General features: G+C 66.3%; 10 protein-coding genes. 8 read left to right on the forward strand and 2 right to left on the reverse strand.

All coding sequences use genetic code 11. The features are described 5' to 3' along the window. Nucleotides 1-28: 28 nt before the first annotated feature. Genes ACMGT0_RS22355 through ACMGT0_RS22365 form a run of 3 tightly spaced genes read left to right on the forward strand, consistent with a single transcriptional unit; the run spans nt 29 to nt 4559 of the window. Nucleotides 29-1204, forward strand: a complete 1176-nt coding sequence (locus tag ACMGT0_RS22355) for an efflux RND transporter periplasmic adaptor subunit (RefSeq protein WP_054056553.1) — start codon at nt 29-31, stop codon at nt 1202-1204. Next, nucleotides 1205-3178, forward strand: a complete 1974-nt coding sequence (locus ACMGT0_RS22360; protein ID WP_054062855.1) for a MacB family efflux pump subunit — start codon at nt 1205-1207, stop codon at nt 3176-3178. It abuts the gene before it with no gap. A 7-nt stretch (nt 3179-3185) separates the two neighbouring features. Then, nucleotides 3186-4559, forward strand: a complete 1374-nt coding sequence (locus tag ACMGT0_RS22365; protein ID WP_416769829.1) for an efflux transporter outer membrane subunit — start codon at nt 3186-3188, stop codon at nt 4557-4559. A gap of 159 nt (nt 4560-4718) precedes the next feature. On the opposite strand, the gene ACMGT0_RS22370 is transcribed toward ACMGT0_RS22365, so the two are convergent. Then, the gene (locus ACMGT0_RS22370; protein WP_416769830.1) at nt 4719-6338 is read right to left on the reverse strand and encodes a PvdJ/PvdD/PvdP-like protein; all 1620 of its coding nucleotides are present in this window, start codon (nt 6336-6338) and stop codon (nt 4719-4721) included. A gap of 179 nt (nt 6339-6517) precedes the next feature. Between ACMGT0_RS22370 and pvdM the strand changes: the two genes are divergently transcribed. The 5 genes from pvdM to ACMGT0_RS22395 all read left to right on the forward strand — a co-directional run bounded on the left by pvdM (nt 6518) and on the right by ACMGT0_RS22395 (nt 14678). Beyond that, entirely contained in the window at nt 6518-7849 is a 1332-nt protein-coding gene (pvdM, locus tag ACMGT0_RS22375) for a pyoverdine-tailoring dipeptidase-like protein PvdM (RefSeq protein WP_054060704.1), read from the forward strand. 89 nt (nt 7850-7938) lie between these two features. Beyond that, nucleotides 7939-9228, forward strand: coding sequence for an aminotransferase class V-fold PLP-dependent enzyme (locus ACMGT0_RS22380; protein WP_054060705.1), 1290 nt, complete (start codon nt 7939-7941; stop codon nt 9226-9228). Nucleotides 9229-9284: 56 nt separating this feature from the next. Continuing rightward, nucleotides 9285-10184, forward strand: a complete 900-nt coding sequence (locus ACMGT0_RS22385) for a formylglycine-generating enzyme family protein (protein WP_054060706.1) — start codon at nt 9285-9287, stop codon at nt 10182-10184. 82 nt (nt 10185-10266) lie between these two features. Then, entirely contained in the window at nt 10267-11931 is a 1665-nt protein-coding gene (locus tag ACMGT0_RS22390) for a cyclic peptide export ABC transporter (RefSeq protein ID WP_416769833.1), read from the forward strand. A 248-nt stretch (nt 11932-12179) separates the two neighbouring features. Then, nucleotides 12180-14678 carry a TonB-dependent siderophore receptor gene (locus ACMGT0_RS22395; RefSeq protein ID WP_054062859.1) on the forward strand — a complete coding sequence of 833 codons (2499 nt, stop codon included), beginning with the start codon at nt 12180-12182 and terminating at the stop codon, nt 14676-14678. A 295-nt stretch (nt 14679-14973) separates the two neighbouring features. On the opposite strand, the gene ACMGT0_RS22400 is transcribed toward ACMGT0_RS22395, so the two are convergent. Beyond that, a complete protein-coding gene (locus ACMGT0_RS22400; protein ID WP_416769835.1) occupies nt 14974-25536 on the reverse strand; it encodes an amino acid adenylation domain-containing protein in 10563 nt (3520 codons plus the stop codon). Between the last annotated feature and the right edge of the window lie 8 nt (nt 25537-25544).

The raw sequence follows: 25544 nt of genomic DNA on the forward strand, positions 1-25544 counted from the left end.
ATCGATCTTCCATCGGCTGGAACCCTGCATGAAACGTCCTCGACGCACCCGACGCGCCCTGCTTGTCTCGCTCTGCCTGATCCCTGTCATTGCCTTCGCCACCTGGCAGATCCTGCCGCCGGGGCGCGACAGTTTCGCCACCGTCACGGTCAATCGTGGTGACATAGAAAGCAGCGTGACCGCCCTCGGCACCCTGCAACCGCGCCGTTACGTCGATGTCGGCGCCCAGGCCTCCGGGCAGATCCACAAGATTCACGTCGAGGTCGGCGACCCGGTCAAGGAGGGCCAGTTGCTGGTCGAGATCGATCCATCGACGCAGAAGGCCAGGCTCGACGCGGGCCGCTACTCCATCGAAAACCTCAGGGCCCAGCTCCAGGAGCAGCGTGCCCTGCATGACCTGGCCCGGCAGAAATACCAGCGCCAGTTGCAGCTCAATGCCGGCGGCGCCACCCGGGTCGAGGACATCCAGAGCGCCCAGGCCGAGATGCGCACCACCCAGGCGCGCATCGACATGTTCCAGGCGCAGATCCTCCAGGCCCAGGCCAGCCTGCGCAGTGCCGAGGCGGAACTGGGCTACACCCGCATCTACGCCCCCATGGCCGGCACCGTGGTCGCCCTCGATGCCCGCGAGGGCCAGACCCTCAATGCCCAGCAGCAGACGCCGCTGATCCTGCGCATCGCCAAGCTGTCGCCGATGACCGTCTGGGCCGAAGTCTCCGAAGCCGACATCGGTCACGTCAAACCGGGCATGAACGCCTACTTCACCACCCTCAGCGGTGGCAACCGGCGCTGGAGCAGCACCGTGCGGCAGATCCTGCCGGTACCGCCCAAGCCCCTGGAACAGTCCAGCCAGAGCGGCAGCAACAGCCCCAGCGGCAGCAGCAAGAGCGGTGCCGCACGGGTGGTGCTGTATACCGTGCTGCTGGATGTCGATAACGCCGACCAGGCCCTGATGGCGGAAATGACCACCCAGGTATTCTTCGTCGCCGATCGCGCGCAGAACGTCCTCACCGCACCGATCGCCGCCCTGCAGGGTGGCGACGAGCCCCATCGGCAGACCGCCAGGGTCGTCACCCCGGAGGGCCGGATCGAGACCCGTGAAGTGCGCACCGGCATCAGCGACCGCCTGCGCATACAGGTGCTCGACGGCCTGGCCGAGGGCGACCATCTGCTGATCGGCCCGGCCGTCGGTAGCGGAGGCTGAATGCAAACGCCACTGATCGAACTGCAGGACATCCGTAAATCCTACGGTGGCGAAGACAGCCCACGGGTGGACGTATTGCGCGGCATCGACCTGTCGATCCATGCCGGCGAGTTCGTCGCCATCGTGGGTGCCTCGGGCTCGGGCAAGTCGACCCTGATGAACATTCTCGGCTGCCTCGACCGCCCCACCTCCGGCAGCTACCGCTTCGCCGGCGAGCCGGTGGCCGAACTCGACACCGACGAACTGGCCTGGCTGCGCCGCGAGGCCTTCGGCTTCGTGTTCCAGGGCTATCACCTGATCCCCTCCGGCTCGGCCCAGGAAAACGTCGAGATGCCGGCCATCTACGCGGGCACTCCGGCGGCCGAGCGCCATGCCCGGGCCGCCGCCCTGCTCGACCGCCTGGGCCTGGCCAGCCGCCGCGGCAATCGCCCGCACCAGTTGTCCGGCGGCCAGCAGCAACGGGTGTCGATCGCCCGTGCCCTGATGAACGGCGGCCATATCATTCTCGCCGACGAACCCACCGGCGCCCTCGACAGCCATAGCGGGGCCGAGGTGATGACCCTGCTCGACGAACTGGCGAGCCAGGGCCACGTGGTGATCCTGATCACCCACGACCGGGAGGTCGCCGCCCGCGCCAAGCGCATCATCGAAATCCGCGACGGGCTGATCATCAGCGACAGCGCCACCCAGGCCGACGCCACCCCTGCCACTGCCACCCCCGGCTCCCTGCAGGCCGTGGACCTGCGCCAGCGCCTGAGCGACGGCAGCGAGTACAACGGTGCCTGGAAAAGCGAACTGCTCGAGGCTGTGCAGGCCGCCTGGCGGGTGATGTGGATCAACCGCTTCCGCACGGCCCTGACCCTGCTCGGCATCGTCATCGGCGTCGCCTCGGTGGTGGTCATGCTGGCGGTGGGCGAAGGCAGCAAGCGCCAGGTCATCGCCCAGATGGGCGCCTTCGGCTCCAACATCATCTACCTGAGCGGTTCCGCTCCCGCGCCCCGTGCGCCACTGGGCATCATCACCCTGGACGACGTGGCGGCGCTGTCGGCGCTGCCCCAGGTGAAAATGATCATGCCGGTCAACGGCAATGACGCCACGGTCCGTTTCGGCAATCTGGACCACAACGCCTATGTCGGCGGCAACGACACCCAGTTCCCGGCGATCTTCAACTGGCCGGTGGTCGAAGGCAGCTATTTCACCCAGGACGATGCCAGAAGCGGCGCGGCGGTGGCGGTGATCGGCCACAAGATTCGCGAAAAGCTGTTCGCCCACCTGCCCACACCCATCGGCCAGTACCTGCTGATCGAGAACGTACCGTTCCAGGTGGTGGGCGTGCTCCAGGAAAAAGGCGCCACCTCCGGCGAGACCGACAGCGACGAGCGGGTGGCGATTCCCTACTCCGCCGCCAGCGTCCGCCTGTTCGGCACCCGCAACCCGGAGTACGTGGCCATCGCCACCAGCGACGGACGCAACGTCAGGGACGCCGAGCGCGCCATCGACCAGGTGATGATGACCCTGCACAACGGCCGCCGCGACTTCCGCCTGACCAATAACGCGGCAATGATCCAGGCCGAAGCCCGGACCCAGAACACCCTGTCGCTGATGCTCGGCTCGATTGCCGCCATCTCGCTGCTGGTGGGCGGGATCGGCGTGATGAACATCATGCTCATGACCGTCCGCGAACGCACCCGGGAAATCGGCATTCGCATGGCCACCGGCGCCCGCCAGCGGGACATCCTGCGCCAGTTCCTCACCGAAGCGGTGATGCTCTCGGTAGTCGGCGGCCTGGCCGGCGTGGTGCTGGCCCTGGGCGTCGGCGGCATCCTGATACTGAGCAAGGTCGCCGTGGCCTTCTCCCTGGCCGCCGTGACCGGAGCCTTCGCCTGTGCCCTGGTCACCGGGGTGATCTTCGGCTTCATGCCGGCCCGCAAAGCCGCCCGGCTCGATCCGGTGGCAGCCCTTACCAGTGAATGATCGATCTATGAAGCCGCAACTCTCCCTGCTTACGGTGTGCCTGCTGCTCAATGCCTGCAGCGGCCCCGCGCCCCATCCGGACAGCGGCCTGGTGCCGCCCGCCGCCTGGCAGTTCGCCCAACGCTCGGCACTGCAACAGGATCATCGCCAATGGTGGCGACAGTTTGGCAGCCCCGAACTCGACCAACTGATCGACCAGGCGCGCCTGGGCAGCCACGACATCGCCGCCGCCGCGGCACGGGTGCGCCAGGCCCGGGCCAGCGCGGTGATCGCCGGCGCCCCGCTGCTGCCACAGGTCGACCTGAACCTGGACGCCAGCCGCAACAAGCTGCTGCACGGCACCGCCGACAGCGACAACAACAGCAAGAGCTTCGGTGCCGGCCTCAGCGCCACCTACGAGGTGGACTTCTGGGGCGGGCTGGCCGCCAGCCGCGACAGCGCCCTGCAGAGCCTGCGCGCCAGCGAGTTCGACCGGGCCACGGTGGAACTGACCCTGCTCGGCGGCGTCGCCGACCAGTACGCCCGCACCCTGTCCGCCCGCGAGCAGTTGCGCATCGCCGAACTGAACCTGGTCAATGCCCAGAGCGTGCTCAAGCTGGTGCAGACCCGTTACGACTCGGGCTCGGCCACCGCCCTGGAGCTGGCCCAGCAGAAAAGCCTGGTTGCCGCCCAGCAGCGCCAGTTGCCGCTGATCCAGCAACAGGCCGGGGAATCGCTGATCAGCCTGGCCGCCCTGCTCGGCCAACCGGTGCAGGCCCTGAAGATCGGCAGCCTGCCCTTCTCCAGCCTGGGCTGGCCGCGGATCGATGCCGGCCTGCCCAGCGAGCTGCTCAGCCGCCGTCCGGACATCGCCCGCGCCGAGGCCCAGTTGGCGGCGGCCCAGGCCGACGTCAAGGTGGCACGGGCGGCGCTGCTGCCGAAGCTGACCTTGAGCGCCCGCCTGGGCTCGGAGTCGAGCGAAGCCTCCGAGGCCCTGCGCACGCCGTTCTACAACCTGACCGCCGGACTGGTCGCACCGGTGTTCAACCACGGTCGCCTGCGGGCGCAACGGGACAAGGCCACGGCCCGTGAAGAGGAACTGCTGGAAAGCTATCGCGGGGCGATCATCAATGGCTTTGCCGATGTCGAGAAGGCGCTCAACAGCATCGAGCGCCTGGACCAGCAACGCCAGTGGCAGGAAGAGGAACTGCGGCAGGCCAAGGCCGCCTTCGAGCTGTCCCAAAGCCGCTACCGGGCGGGCGCCGCCGACCTGCTGACCGTGCTGGAAACCCAACGTACGCTGTACGCCGCCGAAGACCTGAACGTGCAGTTGCGGCTGAGCCGCCTGCAGGCGAGTATCGCCCTGTACAAGGCCGTGGGTGGGGGCTGGAGCGAGTTCTGATGCTGTTCCGCTGACGGTGACGCCCAGCGTCATCGGCTGCATTCCCACGATCCAACGCCCGCCCCGGACGCTCCAGGCCCACTCGCGAATAGCCATCGACGTTCCCACGCTCCGCGTGGGAACGCCTCGCAGGGCGCGCCGCGCCCATTCACAGGAACCTTAGAAGAAACGATCTTTCAGCGACAGGTGGCGGGCATACCACGGGCGTCGCGGCACGCGCTTCAACAGGTCGGACAGCCCCTTGTCGTCGGCGAAGGTGATACGCAGCGCCAACTTCATGGTCTCCGGGTCCATCTCCACCGACTTGCCGACACTCAGGCCCGGCGTGGTACTGCAGCCATGGGTACTCGGCCCCAGCCACGGATCATCCACCTCGACCCAGCGCCCGGGGGCGAACCACGGCACGCCATTGACCTGCAGGCGGGTGACCTGGCCCGGATGAAAACGCTCGTGGGCACGGAACCAGTCCTCGATCCGATCGTCGATCCAGCCATGGAACAGCCAGAACACCGGGTGCACATGGGAGGAGAACGGGTCGCCGAGAAAATCGTTTTCCGGCCGGAACCAGCGCGGGGCGAAATCGGTGAACTCGCGGGCCATCGGCACCGGTGCATCATTGGACGGATCGCGGGGCACCGCGGCCCAGCGCATGTGCAGCCAGTCGTGCAGGCCCAGCTCGAGTTCCGAGCCGAACTGGCCCAGGGTCAGCTTCGACAGGTAACGCGGGTCGGTGTACTGCGACTCCCAGACCTGGAAGTTGCTGTGGTAGGTCTCGCTGCTCTTGATGTCGCTGACCCATTGACTGTAGTCGTCATCGTCCTCGGCCAGCCAGGTCGGCGGCACGGCCCAGCCGTCATGGTTGTCGAAGTAGCGGACAAAGCCCTGGCGATCACGCTCCAGCTCCGGCTGCGGCGGCGGGAAGCGGCGCCAGGACGGCAACGGCTGGATCGCGCGCGCCGCCTGCAGCATGTGCCTATGCATGAAGAAGAAGTCGATTCCCGAACCATTGCGGTCCTTGCGCGGCCCACGGGCATCGCGCTCCTTGTTCCGGGGTCCGGGCTGCCAGCCGATGCCGCGCAGGCCGTCACGCTTGTCTTCGGGCAGGGTGTGCCACTTGTCCCGGGTGGCGTGCCAGAGCTGGTGGAACAACCGATGCTCGGGCGACACCAGCCAGGTCAGCAGCGGCGCACTCAGGCCGATGCGGTCGCGGGCTTCGGGAAAGGTGTGCTTGGTGGCGACGAAGCGACTGTCCAGCTGGGTCAGCGCCAGTGGCCGGTCAAGGCGCTCGATACGTCCGGTGAGGGTGCCGCTGCCAGCATTGCCATAGGTGCCCCAGACCTCGTCGAGGACCATGCTCAGCTCGTATTCGGGGAACACCTCGGTGCCGCGGAACAGCCGCCAGAACAGCCGTGCACCATCGGCCACCGCCAGGTCGCCGACCACCCGCAGGCGCGGTTCGGCCGCGCCACGCAGGCCCTCGGCCGTGTCGATGAAACCGCAGACCGCCCGGCCACGCGGAGCAATGTCGAGCAACACCTGCACACCTTCCAGGGGCAGGCCGGCCAGACCGGCATCGCGGCCCTCGAAACGAATGTTCCAGACACCGCGCAAGTTGTCGGCCAGGCGTTGGCCTGCCGTGTCGAGCAGATCGACCGTGGCCTCGCCCGGCGTGATCGGCTCGTCCTCGCGCGTCAGTTCACGGTGTGCGTAATAAGCCGCGGGGATGGCGGCGCCGGTAAGCGCCAGGCCCGCTATGAATCCTCGTCGAGAAATCGTCATCGCCCTACCTGTGTCGGCCCTGAAGCAGGCCTTATCCCAGCTAGGACGTTGAACCGCGGGGGAAATTTAGCCTGTCGCGAACCCCGAAAGCGCTAAATTCCCGACACCTGCGCTCGTTCTTCCCAGATAGCGAAAGCCCTTGTGGCTGCCTGTGACCTGCGAACCAGAATGAGATGGCAATGACAAAACCGCGTTCGAAAAAGGCTCTCTACATCGGTCTGCCCCTGGCCCTGGCCATCGGCGCCGCCTCGGCCTGGCTGGGCTGGCAGTACTGGCCCAACCAGGGATACCCGCTGAATATCGTCAAGCAGGCGGACGAACTGCAGGAACGGATCATCTCGTTCGACAGCCACATCACCGTGCCACTGACCTTCGGCGCCGAAGGCCGCGAGGCGGACAAGGACGGCTCCGGCCAGTTCGACCTGGTCAAGGCCGACCGCGGGCGCCTGTCCGCCGCCGCGCTGACCGTGTTCGGCTGGCCGGAGATCTGGAACGGGCCGAATGCACCCCATCGCCCGACAGCGGGCTTCGTCGACGAGGCGCGCAAGCAACAGGAAGTGCGCTACAAGATCATCACCGGCATGGTCCGCGACTTCCCCAACCGCGTCGGCATCGCCTACACCCCCGATGACATGCGCCGGCTGCATGGCGAAGGCAAGTTCGCGATCTTCATCAGCATGCTCAACGCCTACCCGCTGGGCCACGACCTCAGCCTGCTGGACACCTGGACCGCGCGCGGCATGCGCATGTTCGGCTTCAGCTACGTGGGCAACAACGACTGGGCCGACTCGTCCCGCCCGCTGCCGTTTCTCAACGATACCCCCGACGCCCTGGGCGGCTTGTCCGATATCGGCAAGCAGGCGGTGCATCGTCTCAATGACCTGGGGGTGATCATCGACGTCTCGCAGATGTCGACCAAGGCCCTGGAACAGGTCAGCCAGTTGAGCCGCACGCCGATGGTCGCGTCGCACTCGGCACCCCGCGCGCTGGTGGATATCCCGCGCAACCTCAGCGACCAGGAAATGCAACTGATCAAGAACAGCGGTGGCGTGGTCCAGATCGTCGCCTTCCCGGCCTACCTGCGGCCCTTGAGCCAACCGACCCAGGACAAGCTCAACGCCCTGCGCAAGCGCTTCGACCTGCCGCCGCTGCCCAACCAGGCGATGGCGCTGATGCCTGGCGATCCGATCATCACCGTCTGGCCGGAACAGCGCTTCGGCGAGTACGCCAGCGAGCTGTACGCGATCCTCGACCAGGAACCCAAGGCCGACCTCAAGGACTTCGGCAACGCCATTGACTATGCGGTGAAGAAAATCGGCATCGACCACGTCGGCATCAGCTCGGACTTCAACGACGGCGGTGGTATCGACGGTTTCAAGGACGTCAGCGAGGCACGCAACGTGACCGCCGAACTGCTCCAGCGCGGCTATTCCGAAGCCGATATCGCCAAGCTCTGGGGCGGCAACTTCCTGCGGGTCTGGGACCAGGTGCAGAAGGCGGCCAAGCACTGAGCATCCCCGGTCCTTCTTGATACGGGAAACGGTCTTGACCGTTCCCGTTGAGCACCGATCCATTATCCAGACCGTCCAAGTGATCCTTCATGACTGACCGCAGAACCTTTCTCAAACAGGCCGGCCTGCTCGCTGCCAGCCTACCGCTCGGGGCCAGCCTGGACCTGGCCACCGCTGCTCCCGCAGCGACCGCCAAAGCTGCCCAGGGTGGCGACAAATGGGCGCAACTGCGCCAACTGTTCGACCAGGACCCGGACTACCTGCACTTCTCGAACTTCCTGGTCACCAGCCACCCCAAGCCGGTACGCGACGCCATCGAGCGCTACCGCGCGGCCCTCGACCGCAACCCGGGCCTGGCGATGGACTGGGACCTGGCCGAAACCTGGAAACGCGAAAGCCAGGTGCGCCATGCCGCCGGGCGCTACCTGAAGGCCCAGCCGGGCCAGATCGCCCTGACCGGCAGCACCACCGAAGGCCTGGCGATGATCTACGGCGGTATCCATGTACGCCCCGATCAGGAAATCCTGACCACCGAGCACGAGCATTACTCGACCCGCAATACCCTGCGGTTGCGCACCGAACGCGAAGGCACCCGCGTGCGCAAGATCAGCCTGTTCGAGAACCCTCACCGGGTCTCGGCCGATGAAGTGCTGGGCAACATCGCCCGCGCCATCCAGCCGCAAACCCGGGTACTGGGCATGACCTGGGTACAGTCCGGCAGCGGAGTCAAGCTGCCGATCGGCGAGATCGGCAAGCTGGTGGAGGAACACAACCGCAATCGTGACGACAAGGACCGCATTCTCTACGTGGTCGATGGGGTCCACGGCTTCGGTGTCGACAACCTCGACTTCCCGGACATGCACTGCGACTTCTTCATCGCCGGCACCCACAAGTGGATGTTCGGCCCACGCGGCACCGGTATCGTCTGCGCCCGTTCGGAGGAGGTCAGGGACGTCACGCCGCTGGAACCGACCTTTTCCGAGGACACCAACTTCGCCACCTCGATGAGCCCGGGCGGTTACCACGCCTTCGAACACCGCTGGGCCCTGGACCAGGCCTTCGAACTGCACCTGGAACTGGGCAAGGCCGATGTGCAGGCGCGGATCCACGCCCTCAACAGCGAGCTCAAGCAACGTCTGCAGGCCGACTCACGCATCGAACTGGTCACGCCCATGAGCCCGGAACTGTCGGCCGGCTTCAGCTTCTTCCGGGTCAAGGGCCAGGACAGCGACCAGGTCGCCGCCCGCCTGCTCAAGAACAAGGTGGTGGTCGATGCGGTGGACCGGGACGTAGGGCCAGTGGTGCGCACGGCTCCCGGCCTGCTCAATACCGAAGCCGAACTGGACCGCTTCATGACCCTGCTCGGCCAGCAGCTATGAACCGCTGCCCGGCGGTACGACCCACCGTTTTCAGACTTCTGCCTGCGAGAGATCCCATGACAGCACAATCCACCTGCACACGCTCCCGTGTCGGCCTCCGGTCGGCCCTGACCCTCGCCGCCCTGTTCGCCAGCGGGCTGTGCGGCAATGCCTTCGCCGCCAGCGCGCCGCTGCCGGGCAAGGTGTTCAAGGACTGCAAGGACTGCCCGGAAATGGTGGTGCTGCCCGCCGGCACCTTCACCATGGGCAGCCCCGAGGACGAGATCGGCCGCGAGCCGGACGAAGGGCCGATGCATGAGGTCACCTTCAAGAAGGCTTTCGCCATCAGCCGCTTCCAGGTACTGGCCGGCGAATGGAAAGCCTACCTGCACAGCACCGGCTACAAGATGCCGGACGGTGATACCCGCCCGGGCCGCGAGTGCCTGGCCGGCGAGCCGCGCTACCCCATGAGCGACCGGCAGCCGGCGGTCTGCATGGACTGGCGTGAGGCCGAGGCCTATACGAAGTGGCTGTCGAAGAAAACCGGCAAGGCCTATCACCTGGTCAGCGAGGCCCAGCGTGAATACGCCGTGCGCGGGGGCACCAAGGGCCCCTTCCCGTTCCCCTTCGACGAGGGCAAGGAATACAGCATCGCCAAACACGCCAACACCTACGGCCCGGCGGACGGTTTCAGCTACACCTCGCCGGCCGGCAGCTTCCCGCCCAACGCCTTCGGCGTCTATGACGGCCACGGCAATGTCTGGGAATGGACCGCCGACTGCTATGTCGACACCTACCAGGGTGCACCGACCGACGGCAGCCCGCGCCTGGACAGCCAGGAATGCGAGGACCGCCGTTCGATCCGCGGCAACGACTGGACCGAAGCGCCGGTCTTCTCCCGCTCCGCCAACCGCAACGAGCGCAGCGAGTACACCCGCGGCGACTGGCTGGGTTTTCGTGTCGTGCGCGAACTCTAAATCCCACCCCGAAACGCTCGTCTAAAGAGTTCAGGGCGCCGTGCGCGGCGCCTGCTTCCGAAGACCTTCACGAGTAGCCCCCATGCCTCTCCAAGCACAAAGCCTCGCCCAGGAAACCCTGAGGATCCTCAAGCCCTTCTGGCTGCTGGTGGTCCTCTCGGCCGCCCTGGGGGTTGTCAGCGGCCTCAGCGTCACCGCCCTGCTGGCGACCATCAACGACGCCATGAATGCGAGCGGTGGCCCGGACACCCGTATCGCCCTGCTGTTTGGCGGCCTGTGCGTGCTGACCCTGGCCTGCTCGACCCTTTCCAACCTGCTGACCAACTACGTCGGCCAGCGGGTGGTCGCCCGGCTGCGGCAGGAACTGGCCGCCAAGGTGCTGGTGGCGCCCATCGAGCAACTGGAACGTTACCGTGCCCACCGGCTGATCCCGGTGCTGCTCAACGATGTCAGCACCATCAGCACCTTCGCCCTGTCGGTGGCCCCGATGGTGATCGCCTTCACCGTCACCGTCGGCTGCCTGGCCTACCTGGCCGCGCTGTCCTGGCAGATTCTGGCCCTGACCCTGTTGACCGTGGTCATCGGCAGCGGCGCGCAGTGGCTCGCCCACCGCGTCGGCATGCGCAGCATCCTGCGGGCGCGGGACGGCGAAGACGAGCTGCAGAAGCACTACCAGGCGATTTCCGCCGGGGCCAAGGAACTGCGCATCCAGCGCCAGCGCCGCCAGTTCATGCACGACCAGCAGATCCACGGCACCACCGAACGCATCAGCCAGGCCAACATCCGGGCGGCGAACATCTTCGTCAGTGCCGAGACGTTCGGCTCCATGCTGTTCTTCGCGGTGATCGGCATCGCCATCACCTTCCAGGCATTCTGGCCGAACACCGACAAGACCGTACTCGGCGGCTTCGTACTGGTCATGCTGTACATGAAGGGGCCGCTGGAACGACTGGTCACCACCATCCCGAGCATCAGCCGCGCCGAGATCGCCTTCCGCCGCATCGCCGAGCTGTCGTGGCGCTTCTCCTCGCCGGAACCGCACCTGCTGGTGAGCGACCGGGACATCGGGCCGACGCCGCTGCAGAGCATCGAACTGCGCCAGTTGCGCTACGACTATCCTCCGGTCGACGGCGTTCCGCCGTTTCACCTGGGCCCGGTCGACCTGACCATCCGCCAGGGCGAAATCGTCTTCATCGTCGGCGAGAACGGTTGCGGCAAGACCACCCTGATCAAGCTGCTGCTGGGCCTGTACACGCCACAACAGGGCGAAGTCCGCCTCAATGGCAGCCCGGTCAGCGCCCAGGGCCTGGACGACTATCGCCAGCTGTTCACCACCATCTTCGCCGACTACTACCTGTTCGACGAAGTGGCCCAGGGCGGCACGCCGCTGCCACCGGAGTCGATCAAGTACCTGGAACGCCTGGACATCGCCCACAAGGTCAGCATCCGCGACGGCAGCTTCAGCACCACCGATCTGTCCACCGGCCAGCGCAAGCGCCTGGCGCTGCTCAATGCCTGGTTGGAACAACGCCCGGTGCTGGTGTTCGACGAATGGGCCGCCGACCAGGATCCGGCGTTTCGCCGGGTGTTCTACACCGAGCTGCTGCCCGAGCTGCGCGACCAGGGCAAGACCATCATCGTCATCTCCCACGATGACCGTTATTTCCCGGTGGCCGACCAACTGGTGCGCATGCAGGCCGGGCAGATCCAGGTCGAACGCGTGCAACGCGAGGCCGTACCCGCCTGACCCCCACCACCCCGCGCGCAAGGCGCGGGGTGAACCCGCCTAAATTACCCCGCCGCCCGTTCGTTCTTCCTATAGCCAGCGACCCGACAGTCCCTCCGGCATTGCGTTGCGCGCACAACGCCCATGGAAGAACGCCCCCTCACCGAAATTTTTCCGCTTTGTTTTCCGATTTTGTCGGGCTGGTGCGTCTTCTTCTCAAGTAAGAACAATTCCTACTCGCTTTTCCACACTTAGAAAGAGCTGAAAGAATGCCGACAACACATCGACTGACCCCCTTGAGCAAGGCCTTGCTGGTTCGCAAGATGCTGCGCTCGCCTGTCACGCTCGGCGCCATGGGGATGGCGCTGGCACTGCCGATGGCTGCACAGGTACAGGCCCAGGAGTTCGAATTCAACATCGCCGCCCAGCCACTGGCGGCGGCCCTGCAGGAACTGGGGCGCCAGGGCAATATCCAGGTGCTGTACAACCCGGAGCGGGTGCAGGGCCTGCAGGGGGCAGCGGTCAAGGGCAAGCTCACCCCGGGCCAGGCGGCCAGCGAGTTGCTGAAGAACACCGGTGTGAACTACAGCTTCCAGGGCGACACCCTGACCCTGAGCAGTGCCCCGGCCACCACCAGCTCGGGCCTGAACCTGGCGGCCACCACCATCAGCGGGCAGGCCCAGACCCTGGGCACCAGCACCGACGGCACCGGCTCCTACACCACCGGCGCGGTGACCATCGGCAAGACCGCGCATTCGCTGCGGGAAACACCGCAGTCGGTCACGGTGGTGACCCGCCAGCAGATGGATGACAAGAACCTCACCAAGCTCGACGAGGTGATGGCCCAGACCACCGGTATCACCCGCTCCAATCGCAACTTCGGCGGTAACGTTTTCAACTCCCGCGGCTTTACCCTGGAAGACGACAGTTACATGATCGATGGCGTTCCAGGGTTGGCCTACAACCTCACCGGCTGGATCCGGCCCGACATGGCGGTATTCGATCGCGTCGAGGTCCTGCGCGGCGCTTCCGGCCTGTTGGTCGGTGCCGGCAACCCCGGTGGTGCGGTCAACCTGGTGCGCAAGCGTCCGACTTCCGATCCGCGCTTCTCGATCAGCACCAGTGCCGGCTCCTGGGACAATTACCGCATGGACCTGGACGGCAGCGGCCGGCTCAATGAGCAAGGCACCCTGCGCGGTCGTGCCGTGGTCGCCTATGAGGATCGTGGCTATTTCCAGGATGGGCTCAACTCCCAGACCCCATTGCTGTACGGCATCGTCGAAGCCGATCTGAACGACTCCACGACCCTGGCCGTCGGCCTGCGCCATCAACGCACGCTCTACCAGGGCTACACGATTTTCGGCCTGCCGCGCTACAACAACGGTCGAGAGATTGACGTTTCACGCTCCACCTCGCTGGGCCAGGACTGGAACCGCCACGAAATCGAAGTCAACGAAGTCTTCGCCGACCTGGAACACCATCTCAACGACAACTGGACCAGCAAGGTCTCGGTGACCCAGTCGCAGAGCATGTTCAACCAGCGTGTGGCCTATTCACAGGGTGCCTTGGACCCTGCGACTCAGAGCGGAACCTTTCTCTCCAACACCCAGTTCCGCCGTGAATACGTCACCAGCAAGGGGATCGATGGTCATGTTTCGGGCAACTTCGACGCCTTTGGCCTGACCCACGAGTTGATGGTCGGCGCCAACTGGTCGCAGCAACATATCCTGAGCAAGCAGTCACTGGTACCGATCGACCTGCCGATCGACGTCTTCGACCCCAACCACCATCTTATCTCCAAGCCGCAGCAACCGTCCTGGCAGAGCCTGGACGATATCACCCAGCGCCAGTATGGCCTCTACAGCACCTTGCGCCTGCGCCTGGCCGAGCCTTTGAGCCTGGTACTCGGTGGCCGACTGAGCTGGTACAAGAACGACAACACGCGATACGACTATCCCAGCGACATCACGGGTATAACGGCCACCAGGGCCACCCCCAACGACTACCGTGAAGACAAAAAATTCACACCCTTCGCCGGGCTTATCTACGACCTGGATGAACAGTGGTCGTGGTACGCCAGCTATGCCGATATCTTCCGCCCGCAGAGCAATTACCGGACCGAAACCGGCAAGAGCCTGAAACCGACCCTGGGCTCGAACTATGAAACCGGCATCAAGGGTGCGCTGTATGATGGCCGCCTGAATGTCTCCGCTGCGGTGTTCTACATCAAGCAGAAAGACCTGTTCCAGACAGACGACGCCACGACCGCCGCAAACCCCGATGCCTGCCAGCGAAACAACCCCAGCAGCGGCTCCTGCTATGTAAACGGTCCACCCAGCACCAGCAAGGGCGTAGAGCTGGAAGCCAGCGGCGAAGTCGCCACCGGCTGGCAGATGAGCGCCGGCTACACCTACAACATCACCCGCAACGACGACGGCTCTTCAATCGACTCGGAAACGCCGAAACACATGCTGCGCGTTTCCACCATGTACAACCTGCAAGGCGACCTGAATCGCCTGAGCGTGGGCGGCGGCGTATCGACCCAGAGTGGTTACGTATCGCACTTCAACGACCAGGATATTCCCAACCCGGGCCGGGCCATCTGGGATGCACGCACGCAATACAAGCTGGACGACCACTGGAAACTGTCGTTCGACCTGAAGAACGTCTTCGACAAGAAGTACTACGAGGCGACCGGCGAACTGCGTCGCGGCAGCTACTACGGCGAGCCCCGCAACTTCATGGTCACCTTGCGCGGCGACTTCTGATCGCACAAGGTTGGCGTCAAAAGAACCAAGGGGCGACCCTTGGTTTTTTTTATGGGCGACTGTTTCTGTGGCGGGCGGGCTTGCCCACGCTCGGCTGCGAAGCGGCCCTGGAACCGCAGCACTCGGCTCATCTGATCCGCCGGGTGCCCAGGGGCCGCTACACGCCCCAGCGCGGGCAACCCCGCTCGCCACACGATCAGTCACCCGGAACAGGAATGCAGTAGCTGAACCGTGGATTCGCGGAATGAAAAAGCCAGGGCGCGGGCCCTGGCTTTTTCATTTCCCGCCGGCTCAGTCAGACTGACTTCAGACGCTCCAGTACCGCCGTCAACAACGCCTGGGAGAGAATGATGCTGTCATGGTTCTCCTCCAGCGCCATCGAGGTGGCCAGCCCATTACGCGAGCACTGCTCCACCAGCACGGCCTGCGCCGCGCCGATTTCCTCGGCGGTCTTGCTCGCCCCCGCCCACCAGCAATCCGGCTTGACCTGCAACGGCTTGAGCGTGAAGGCCTCACTGAGGATCGCGTTGGTGCGCAACAGGCGGTAACCGGTCTCGATTTCGTCCTGCACGGCGATATCGCGGTAGACCTCACGCATGCCCTCGGCGCTGACACCGCCGACCAACGCAACCTGGTCGATGACCCAGTCGGCAATCACCTGCTCATCGTCCCACTGCGCCCGCGCCTGCTCGATCAGCCCGACGATGGTCTGCTCGTCGACGCCGGGAACGAAGGCCAGGAGGCTGCCCACCAGGTTCGCGAACAGGCTCTGCTCCGGCGCCGCGGCGTCCGGCACCGGCTCCTGCTCGGGCGCAAAGACCTCCAGTGCCGCCGGCAGGCTGGTGTCCACCAGGCCGAGGAAACTCACCTGGTCACCGCTCTGCTCCAGTACATGGGCCACTTCGATCGCCAGGGCCCCGCCCAGGGACCAGCCCAGCAGGTTGTATGGTCCCTCGGGCTGGGTCTGCCGGATCTGCTGGACGTAGTAGCCGACCATCTCTTCCCAGGAACGGTCGAACCAGCCCGGCACCACATAGCTCTTGTTGACCAGCCCGTAGACCCGTCGTTCGTCCTTCAGTTGCCCCGCCAACGGATAGTAGGAGTAGGTGCCGCCGCCGCCCGGTGGCAGGCAGAACAGCGGAGCATTATCCGCGTGGCAACCGTTCATGCTGATGACCGGCGTCTTCACCTTCGCCTCGCCTTCGCGCATGAAGTCGGCGAGGTCGGCCAGTGTCTCCATCAGCAGGAAGTCGTGCAGCTTGATCGTCACGCCGAAGGCCTCACGCAGCCGGCCGACCAGAGAGATCACCAGCAGCGAATGTCCGCCCAGCTCGAAGAAGTTATCGTTCAGGCCGACCGTCTCGACCTTCAGCAACTCGGCCCAGATATCGGCCAGGCGCTGTTCCAGTTCGGTCCGCGGGGCGACATGGCTGCGCTGTACCGCGTTGGCGTCCGGCAGTGGCAGCGCCTTGCGGTCCAGCTTGCCGTTCGGCGTCAGCGGCATCCGCTCCAGCACCACCAGGTGCGCAGGCACCATATAGTCCGGCAGGCCGGCCTTCAGGTGCGACCGGAGTTGTGCGTGCAGTGACTCCCAGGGCTGCTCGACGCCCGCCTCGCTGAGCACCAGGTAGGCGGCCAGTTGCTTGCCGGCCGGCCCATCGAGGTCGATCACACTGCTTTCGCGAACGGCGGCGTGCTCCTGCAGGCGGGCCTCGATTTCACCCAGTTCGATACGGAAGCCGCGGATCTTCACCTGATGGTCGAGACGACTGACGTACTCGATCACGCCCTGTTCGCGATAACGGGTCAGGTCCCCCGTGCGGTACAGGCGCCCACCGCCCTGCTCGTCGAACGGATCGGGGACGAAACGCTCGGCGGTCAATCCCGGGCGTTGATGGTAGCCGCGGGCCAGGCCGTGACCGCCGATCAGCAGCTCACCGCGCGCGCCCAACGGCAGGGTATCGAAGTCATCCCCGAGGATATGCAGGCGGGTATTGGCGATCGGACGCCCCAGCCAGACATCGTCGCTGGCGGTCAGGTAGTGGGCGGCGGACCAGATCGTCGTCTCGGTCGGGCCGTAGACGTTCCAGACATGCCCGGCCTGCTCGATCAGCCGCTGCGCCAGTTCGGCACTCAACGCCTCGCCGCCGCAGAGGACCTTGCGCCCGGCCAGGAGACCGGCCGGGGCCTGGTCGAGCAGCATGCGCCAGGTCGATGGGGTTGCCTGGACCAGGCTGACCGCGTGACGCTCGATCGACTCGACCAGCCGTTGCGGGTCCTTGTTGTCGCCCTTGTCCAGCAAGACCACCGCAGCGCCGCACATCAATGGCAGGTACAGCTCCAGACCGGCGATATCGAATGACAGCGAAGTCAGCGACAGCACCCGGTCGCGGGCATCGATCCCCGGCTGTTCGGCCATGCTGAAGAGGAAGTTGCTCAAGCCTTCGTGGCGCACCGCGACGCCCTTGGGCTTGCCGGTGGAGCCCGAGGTGTAGATCACATAGGCCAGGTTGTCCGGTTGTGCCAGGTTCGCCAGCGCAGCCTCATCCCCCCCATCACGCCACTGCTGCTCGCGGTCCAGGCACAGGCTGCGCACGCCCTCGGGGAGCGGCAGGCGCTCCAGCAACGGGCTCTGGGTCAGCAGCAGTTGCAGGCCGCTGTCCTGCATCATGTAGGCCAGCCGGTCCTCGGGGAAATCCGGGTCCAGCGGCACATAGGCACCGCCGGCCTTGAGGATCGCCAGCAGGCCCAGCAGCATGTCCGGCCCGCGCTCGACCGCGATCCCCACCAGCACGTCAGGCCCCACGCCCGCCTGGCGCAAGGTCTGCGCCAGCTGGTTGGAACGCTGGTCCAACTGCCGGTAGCTCATGCGCCCCTCGCGCCAGATCAACGCCGTATCCTCGGGCGTCCGCCCGGCCTGGGCCTCGATCAGGCCATGCACGCAGGCCTGGACCGGGTAGGCCGCCTCGGTCCGGTTCCATTCCCGCTCGATCTGCTGCCGTTCGCTGTCGCTCAGCAACGGCAGGTCGGCAACCCGCTGGCTCGCATCGCGGCTGATCGCCACCAGCAACGCCCGCCAATGACGCGCCATGCGCTCGATCGTGCCGCGGTCGAACAGCGCGGTGGCATAGGTCAGGGTCGCCCCCAGGCCCTGCTCATGCTCGCTGGTGTCCAGGGTCAGGTCGAACTGCGCGGTATGGCTGGCCGGCACCAGGCCCTGCACCTGCAGCCCGGACAGTTGATGGCCTTCGCCACTGACCTGGCTCTGGTGGTTGTACATCACCTGGAACAGCGGGCTGTGGCTCAGGCTACGCTCCGGCTGCAGGGCCTCCACCAGTTGTTCGAATGGCAGGTCCTGGTGACCCTGGGCCTGCAGGGCGGTTCTCTTCACCTGTTGCAGCAGTTCGGTGAAGGTCAGCGCCGCATGGAATTCGGCCTTGAGCACCTGGGTGTTGACGAAGAAGCCGATCAGGCGTTCGGTCTCGACCCGCGTCCGGTTGGCGACGGGAACGCCCACGCGGATATCGGCCTGCCCGGAGTAACGCTGCAGCAAGGTCTGGAACGAGGCCAGCAACAGCATGAACAGAGTGACGCCCTGCTCGCGGGCCGTGGTTTTCAGGGCCTGCACCAGTTGCGAATCCAGTTCGACCGACAGCCGATCGCCGGCATGGCTCTGCTGGGTCGGCCGCGGCCGGTCCAGCGGCAGTTCGAGGACCGGCTGCTCGCCGCCCAGTTGGGCCTGCCAGTAATCCAGCTGGCGACGCTGTTCGCCCGCCTCCATCCATTGCCGCTGCCACACGGCATAGTCGGCATACTGGATCGGCAGCGCCGGCAGTTCGGCCGCGCGCCCCTGGCTGCCGGCTTCATACAACTGCACCAGTTCGTCGACCATGACCGGCATCGACCAGCCATCGGCAACGATATGGTGCACGGTCAGGACCAGGACATGGGCCTGCGGCGCCAGGCGCAGCAGTTTCACCCGCAACAGTGGCCCCTGCTCCAGATCGAATGGCTGGCGGATTTCCTCGTCGATGTAGTGGGCGATCTCCGCCTCGCCGGCGGACTGCGCACAGGCATCGACCGTCAGCGTGAACGCCGTTGCCGGATGAATGACCTGCACCGCCCGCTCGCCGTCCTGGCGGAAGGTGGTACGCAGCACTTCGTGACGAGCGCACAGGGCCTCGAAGCTGCGCCGCAGCGCCTCGACATCCAGGGCCCCCTCAAGCCGCAGGGCAGCCGGGATGTTGTAGGCGGCACTGTCCGGCTCCAGTTGCCAGAGGAACCACTGGCGCTGCTGGGCATAGGACAACGCCAGCGGCTGGTCACGCCCGATCGGCAGCAGCGCCGGCGCCCGGTTGAGCGTACCCTGGGCGACCCGTTCGGCGAACTCGGCCAGGTTGTCGGCCTCGAACAGCGTACGCAGGGGCAACTCGACATCGAGCCCCTGGCGCACCCGGGAAATCACCTGGGTCGCCATCAGCGAATGCCCGCCCAGGTCGAAGAAGTTGTCGCCCAGACCGACCCGGTCGACCTTCAGCACCTCCTGCCAGATCCCGGCCAAGGCTTGTTCCAGCGCGGTCTGCGGGGCCCGATACTCGAACTGCGCGAGATTGGCCTGCGGAGCCGGCAGGGCCTTGCGATCGACCTTGCCGTTCGGGGTCAGCGGCAGTCGCTCCAGCAGGATCAGGTGAGACGGCACCATGTAGTCCGGCAGACCGGCCTTCAACCACTCCCTCAGCTCGCGCCGCAACGCTTCCCTTGCCGCCTCGGTATCCTGGCCCGCCTGCTCGGCCACCAGGTACGCGGCCAGTTGTTTGCCCGCCGGGCCATCGATATCGATGACCACGGCTTCGCGGACGCCGGCATGCTCCTGCAACCGCGCCTCGATTTCGCCCAGCTCGATGCGGAAACCGCGGATCTTCACCTGGTGGTCCAGGCGTCCGGCGTACTCGATCACGCCGTCGCCATGGTAGCGGGTCAGGTCGCCGGTACGGTACAGGCGGCCACCGCCCTTGCGGTCGAACGGATCCGGAATGAAGCGTTCGGCGGTCAACCCCGGACGCTGGTGATAACCCCGCGCCAAGCCGTCGCCACCGATCAGCAGTTCGCCACGGGCACCCGGCGGCAGCACGTCGAAGTCGTCGCTGAGAATATGCAGGCGGGTGTTGGCGATCGGCCGGCCGAGCCGGATGTCGTCGCTCGAGGTCAGGTAGTGTCGCGCCGACCAGATGGTGGTTTCGGTCGGGCCATAGACGTTCCAGACATGCCCGGCCTGCTCGATCAGCCGCTGCGCCAGCTCGGCGCCCAGGGCTTCACCCCCGCAGAGCACCTTGCAGCCGGCCAGCAGGCCCGGCGGCGCGCTGTCGAGCAGCATGCGCCAGGTCGACGGCGTCGCCTGGATCACCGTGACCTGGCGTCGGCCGATGATCTCCAGCAGGGCCTGCGGATCCTTGTTCTGCTGTTGGCGCAGCAGTACCACCGCCGCGCCGCGCATCAGCGTCAGGTACAGCTCCAGCCCGGCGATGTCGAAGGACAGCGAGGTCAACGACAGCACCCGGTCCGAAGGCTCGACACCCGGCTGTTCGGCCATGCTGAAGAGGAAGTTCACCAGCGCCCCGTGCGGCACCGCCACGCCCTTGGGCTTGCCGGTGGAGCCGGAGGTGTAGATCACGTAGGCCAGGTTGTCCGGCTGCGCCAGGTTGGCCAGCGGTGCCTCGTCGACCCCGTGCAGCCAGTCCTGCGACTGGTCGAGGAACAGGCTGCGCACTTCGGCGCCAAGGGCCTGGTGGATACTCAAGTGACTCTCGGTCAGCAACAACGCCAGCCCGCTGTCCTGCACCATGTACGCCAGGCGATCGGCCGGGAAGTCCGGGTCCAGCGGCACGTAGGCGCCACCGGCCTTGAGGATCGCCAGCAGGCCCACCAGCATCTGCGGGCCGCGCTCCACGGCCACGCCGACCAGCACATCCGGCCCCACGCCCAATTCCCGCAGCTTGTGGGCCAGGCGGTTGGAATGCCGGTCCAATTGCTGGTAGCTCATGTCCGCATCATCGAACAGCAGGGCCGTCGCCTGCGGCGTCAGGCGGCTCTGTTCGGCAATCAGCTCATGAATGCAGCGGCCTGCCGGGTAGTCGGCCTCACTGCGGTTCCAGTCGACGACGATCCGCTGGCGCTCGTCATCGTCGAGCATCGGCAGTTCGACCACGCGGCGATGGGCGCCGCTGGCAATCGCCGCCAGCAGGTTGCGCCAGTGGCCGGCCATGCGCTCGATGGTCGAGGGGTCGAACAGCGCGCTGGAGTACGTCAGGGCGGCACTCAGCCCGTCGACGTTCTCATGGGTGTCCAGGGCCAGGTCGAACTGGGCGACATGGCTGTCCCAGGCCAGCCCCTGGACCGTCAGGCCGGGCAACGTGTGCAACTCGCCAGGCCCTTCGGCCTGGTGGTTGTACATGACCTGGAACAACGGGCTGTGGCTCAGGCTGCGCTCGGGCTGCAACGCCTCCACCAACTGCTCGAACGGCAGGTCCTGGTGCGCCTGGGCCTCCAGGGCCGCCTGCCGGACCTGTTGCAGCAATTCGCTGAAGGTCAGGCTCGAGGTGAACCCGGCACGCAGCACCTGGGTATTGACGAAGAAGCCGATCAGGCGTTCGGTTTCGACCCGGTTGCGGTTGGCGATCGGCACCCCGACACGGATATCGGCCTGACCGCTGTAACGATGCAACAGGGTCTGGAACGAGGCCAGCAGCAACACGAACAGGGTCACGCCCTGCTGTCGGGCCGCGGCCCTGAGGCCATCGGCCAGCCCCGGCGGCAGCTCGATGGCCAGGCGCTCGCCGGCATGGCTGCGAATCGTCGGGCGCGGCCGGTCGGTGGGCAATTCGAGCACCGGCTGCTCGCCACCCAGTTGTCCGATCCAGTAGTCCAGCTGGCGGGCCTGCTCGCCCTCGGCCATCCAGCGCCGTTGCCACTGGGCGTAATCGGCGTATTGCACCGGCAGGGCCGGCAGATCGACGGCAACGCCCTGGTGGTAGGCGCTGTACAGACGCACCAGTTCGTCGACCATGATCGGCGTGGACCAGCCATCGGAGACGATATGGTGGACGGTCAGCACCAGCACATGCTCGGTGTCTTCCACCTGCAGCAGGCGCACCCGCAGCAGGGGGCCCTGCACCAGGTCGAACGCCTGGGCGGTCTCACGCTCGACGTAGGCGCGGATGGCCGCCTCGCGCCCGGCCGCCGGGATGTCCGCCAGGCGCTCGACGGGCAAGTCGAAGGTGGTGGCCGGATGAATGACCTGGACGGTCAGTTCGCCCTCCTCGCGGAAGGTGCTGCGCAGGGTTTCGTGACGGGCGATCAGCGTTTCGAAGCTGCGCCGCAGGGCCTCGACGTCCAGTGTGCCGCGCAGTTGCAGGGCCGCCGGGATATTGTAGGCGGCACTATCCGGCTCCAGTTGCCAGAGAAACCACTGGCGCTGCTGGGCATGGGAGAGCAGCAGCGGTTGCGTCCGATCGGCCGGCTCGATGGCCGCGACCGGAGTCGGGGCGGCGCCGCCCTCGGCCTTGCGCACGAATGCCGCCAGATCCTGGGCTTCGAACAGGTCACGCAACGACAGCTCCAGTTCGAGGCTCTGGCGAATCCGCGAGATGACCTGGGTCGCCAGCAGCGAGTGCCCGCCCAGCTCGAAGAAGTTGTCGTCCAGCCCGACCCGCTCGATCTTCAGCACCTCGGCCCAGATCTGCGCCACCTGCTGCTGCACGGCGGTCACCGGGGCGACATGGCTTCTCTGCGCCTGCGCGGCATCCGGTGCCGGCAAGGCCCGGCGGTCCAGCTTGCCGTTGGCGGTCAGCGGCATCTGGCGCAGCAGGACCCAGTGGGCCGGTACCATGTAGTCGGGCAGCACGGCCTTGAGGTGCTCGCGCAGCTCACGCCGCCATTGCCCCTGGACCTGCGGATCGGCCTCCAGCAGCGTCGGGTCGCTGGGCACCAGGTAGGCCACCAGTTGCTTGCCGCCCGGGCCGTCGATATCGATGACGCTGACTTCCTGGACGGCAACCTGCTCGCGCAGCCGGGCATCGATTTCGCCCAGTTCGATGCGAAAACCGCGAATCTTCACCTGATGATCCAGACGCCCGATGTATTCGATACAGCCCTCGGTCCGATAACGGGCCAGGTCGCCAGCGCGGTACAGGCGGCCACCGCCCTGCTCGTCGAACGGATCGGGCACGAAGCGCTCGGCGGTCAGCGCCGGACGCTGGTGGTAACCGCGCGCCAGGCCCGCGCGGCCCACATGCAGCTCACCGCTGCAGCCCTGGGCGACGGGATTGAAATCGGCATCCAGCACATACCACGACAGGTCGGGGATAACCTCGCCAATCGGGCTGACGCCCGCCTGCAGCAGGTCCTCGCGGCCGATCGGCCGGTACGTCACGTGCACCGTGGTTTCGGTGATGCCGTACATGTTGACCAATTGCGGCGAGCGATCGCCAAAGCGCTCGAACCAGGGTTGCAGGCTGCCGACGTCCAGGGCTTCGCCGCCAAACACCACATAGCGCAGGGCCAGCGGCGCAGACGACGGCGGCGCCTCGCAGGCCACCCGTGCCAGTTGCTTGAACGCCGAAGGCGTCTGGTTCAGTACCGTGACCCCCTCACTGAGCAGCAGCGGGTAGAAGTCCTGCGGCGAACGGCTGACATCGCGCGGCACGATGACCAGGCGACCGCCGTGCATCAGCGCCCCGAAGATCTCCCAGACCGAGAAGTCGAACGCATAGGAGTGGAACATCGTCCAGACGTCCTGGGGCCCGAACCCGAACCATTCGTCAGTGGCCTGGAACAGCCGGAGAATATTGCGGTGCGGCAGCAGCGTACCCTTGGGCTTGCCAGTGGAGCCGGAGGTATAGATCACATAGGCGAGGTTGTCGGGGTCGGTCAGCGTCGGCAGGTTCTGCTGTGGATAACCTTCCAGCCAGTCGCCTTCCTGGTCCAGGCAGAGGCTGCGCACGCTGTCGGGAACCGGCAGGCGGCCCGCCAGGTGGCTCTGCGTCAGCAGCAGGCGGATGTGGCTGTCCTGGATCATGTAGGCCAGGCGGTCCTCGGGGTAATCCGGGTCCAGCGGTACGTAGGCACCGCCGGCCTTGAGGATCGCCAGCAGGCCGACCAGCATCTCCAGGCCGCGGTCCACCGCCAGGCCCACCAGCACGTCCGGGCCGACGCCACAGGCGCGCAGATGATGCGCCAGCTGGTTGGCCCGGCGGTTCAGCTCGCCATAGGTCAGGCTGCGGGTGCCATGGGTCACCGCCAGCGCATCCGGTGCCTGCAGGGCCTGGGCTTCGATCAGCTCATGGGCGCAGGCCGTGGCGGGGTGCGCCGCCGGTGCCGGGTTCCAGGCCTGGAGGGTGCGTTGCCGCTCCGCCGGGTCCAGCATCGGCAACGCGGCTATACGTTGTTGCGGGTCCGCACCGATGGCTGCCAGCAGGCTGCGCCAATGCCTGGCCAGGCGCTCGATGGTGGCGGGCTCGAACAGGTCGCTCGCGTAGGTGAACGCCGCCCCCAGGCCCTCGTCGCTTTCGAAGGTGTCCAGGGTCAGGTCGAACTGGGCGGTGCGTTTCTCCCAGGCCAGGCCCTCGACACGCAGGCCGGCCAGCTCGCGCGCCTCGCCTCGGACCTGGGTCTGGTGGTTGAACATCACCTGGAACAACGGCGTGCGGTTCAGGCTGCGCTCGGGCTGCAAGGCCTCCACCAGTTGCTCGAACGGCAGGTCCTGGTGGGCCTGGGCGTCGAGCGCGGTTTTCTTCACCTGCTGCAGCAACTGGGCGAAGGGGGCCTGGGCGTCGATCTCGGCCCGCAGGACCTGAGTGTTGACGAAGAAACCTATCAGCCCTTCCGTTTCCACGCGGCTACGGTTGGCGATAGCCACCCCGACGCGGATGTCGGTCTGGCCGCAGTAACGGTGCAGCAGGGTCTGGAACGAGGCCAGCAACAGCATGAACAGGGTTACGCCCTGTTGCCGGGCAACCGCCTTGAGGGACTGGGCCAGTGCCGGTGGCAGGTCGATGGCCAGGCTCTGTCCGGCCAGGCTCGGCTGGGTCGGACGTGGTCGGTCGACGGGCAGTTCCAGCACGGGTTGCTCGCCACCCAGCTGGCCCTTCCAGTAGCCGAGCTGGCGTTCCTGTTCGCCCGCCTCCATCCAGTCGCGCTGCCACTGGGCATAGTCGGCGTACTGGATCGGCAGGGCGGGGAGTTCGACCTCGCGGCCCTGGCGGAAACCGTCGTAGAGGCGGACCAGCTCGTCGACCATGATCGGCATCGACCAGCCGTCGGAAACGATGTGGTGCACGGTCAGGATCAGCACATGGTCCTGCTCGGCGATCCGCAGCAGGCGAACCCGCATCAGCGGCCCGCGCTCGAGGTCGAAGGGCCGCTGCACCTCGTCCTCCACGCAGGCGCGGATCTGTTCATCGGGATCGTCGGAAAGCGGGGACGCCAGGCGCTCCGGCGCCAGCGTGAAAACATCGGCCGGGTGGATCACCTGCAGCACCTGCCCGGCGTCCTCGCGCAAGGTGGTGCGCAAGGTTTCGTGGCGCCGGATCAGCGCCTCGAAACTGCGGCGCAGGGCTTCGGTGTCCAGGCTGCCCTTCAGGCGCAAGGCCGTGGGGAGGTTGTAGGCGGCGCTGCCCGGCTCCAGTTGCCAGAGAATCCACTGGCGTTGCTGGGCGTAGGACAGCGCCGAAGACGACTCTGACTCCCGTCTGAAAATCGGGGTCACCCCGTAGAGGTTCACCCCTTGTCGCTTGAGCAACGCCGAGAGCGCCTTGCGCTCGCGGATGGACAGCGATTTTACGGAGTCGAGCAGCTCTTGCACTTTGATGT

This window comes from Pseudomonas sp. RHF3.3-3, assembly GCF_048069595.1.
In the GTDB taxonomy this organism is placed as follows: domain Bacteria; phylum Pseudomonadota; class Gammaproteobacteria; order Pseudomonadales; family Pseudomonadaceae; genus Aquipseudomonas; species Aquipseudomonas fuscovaginae_B.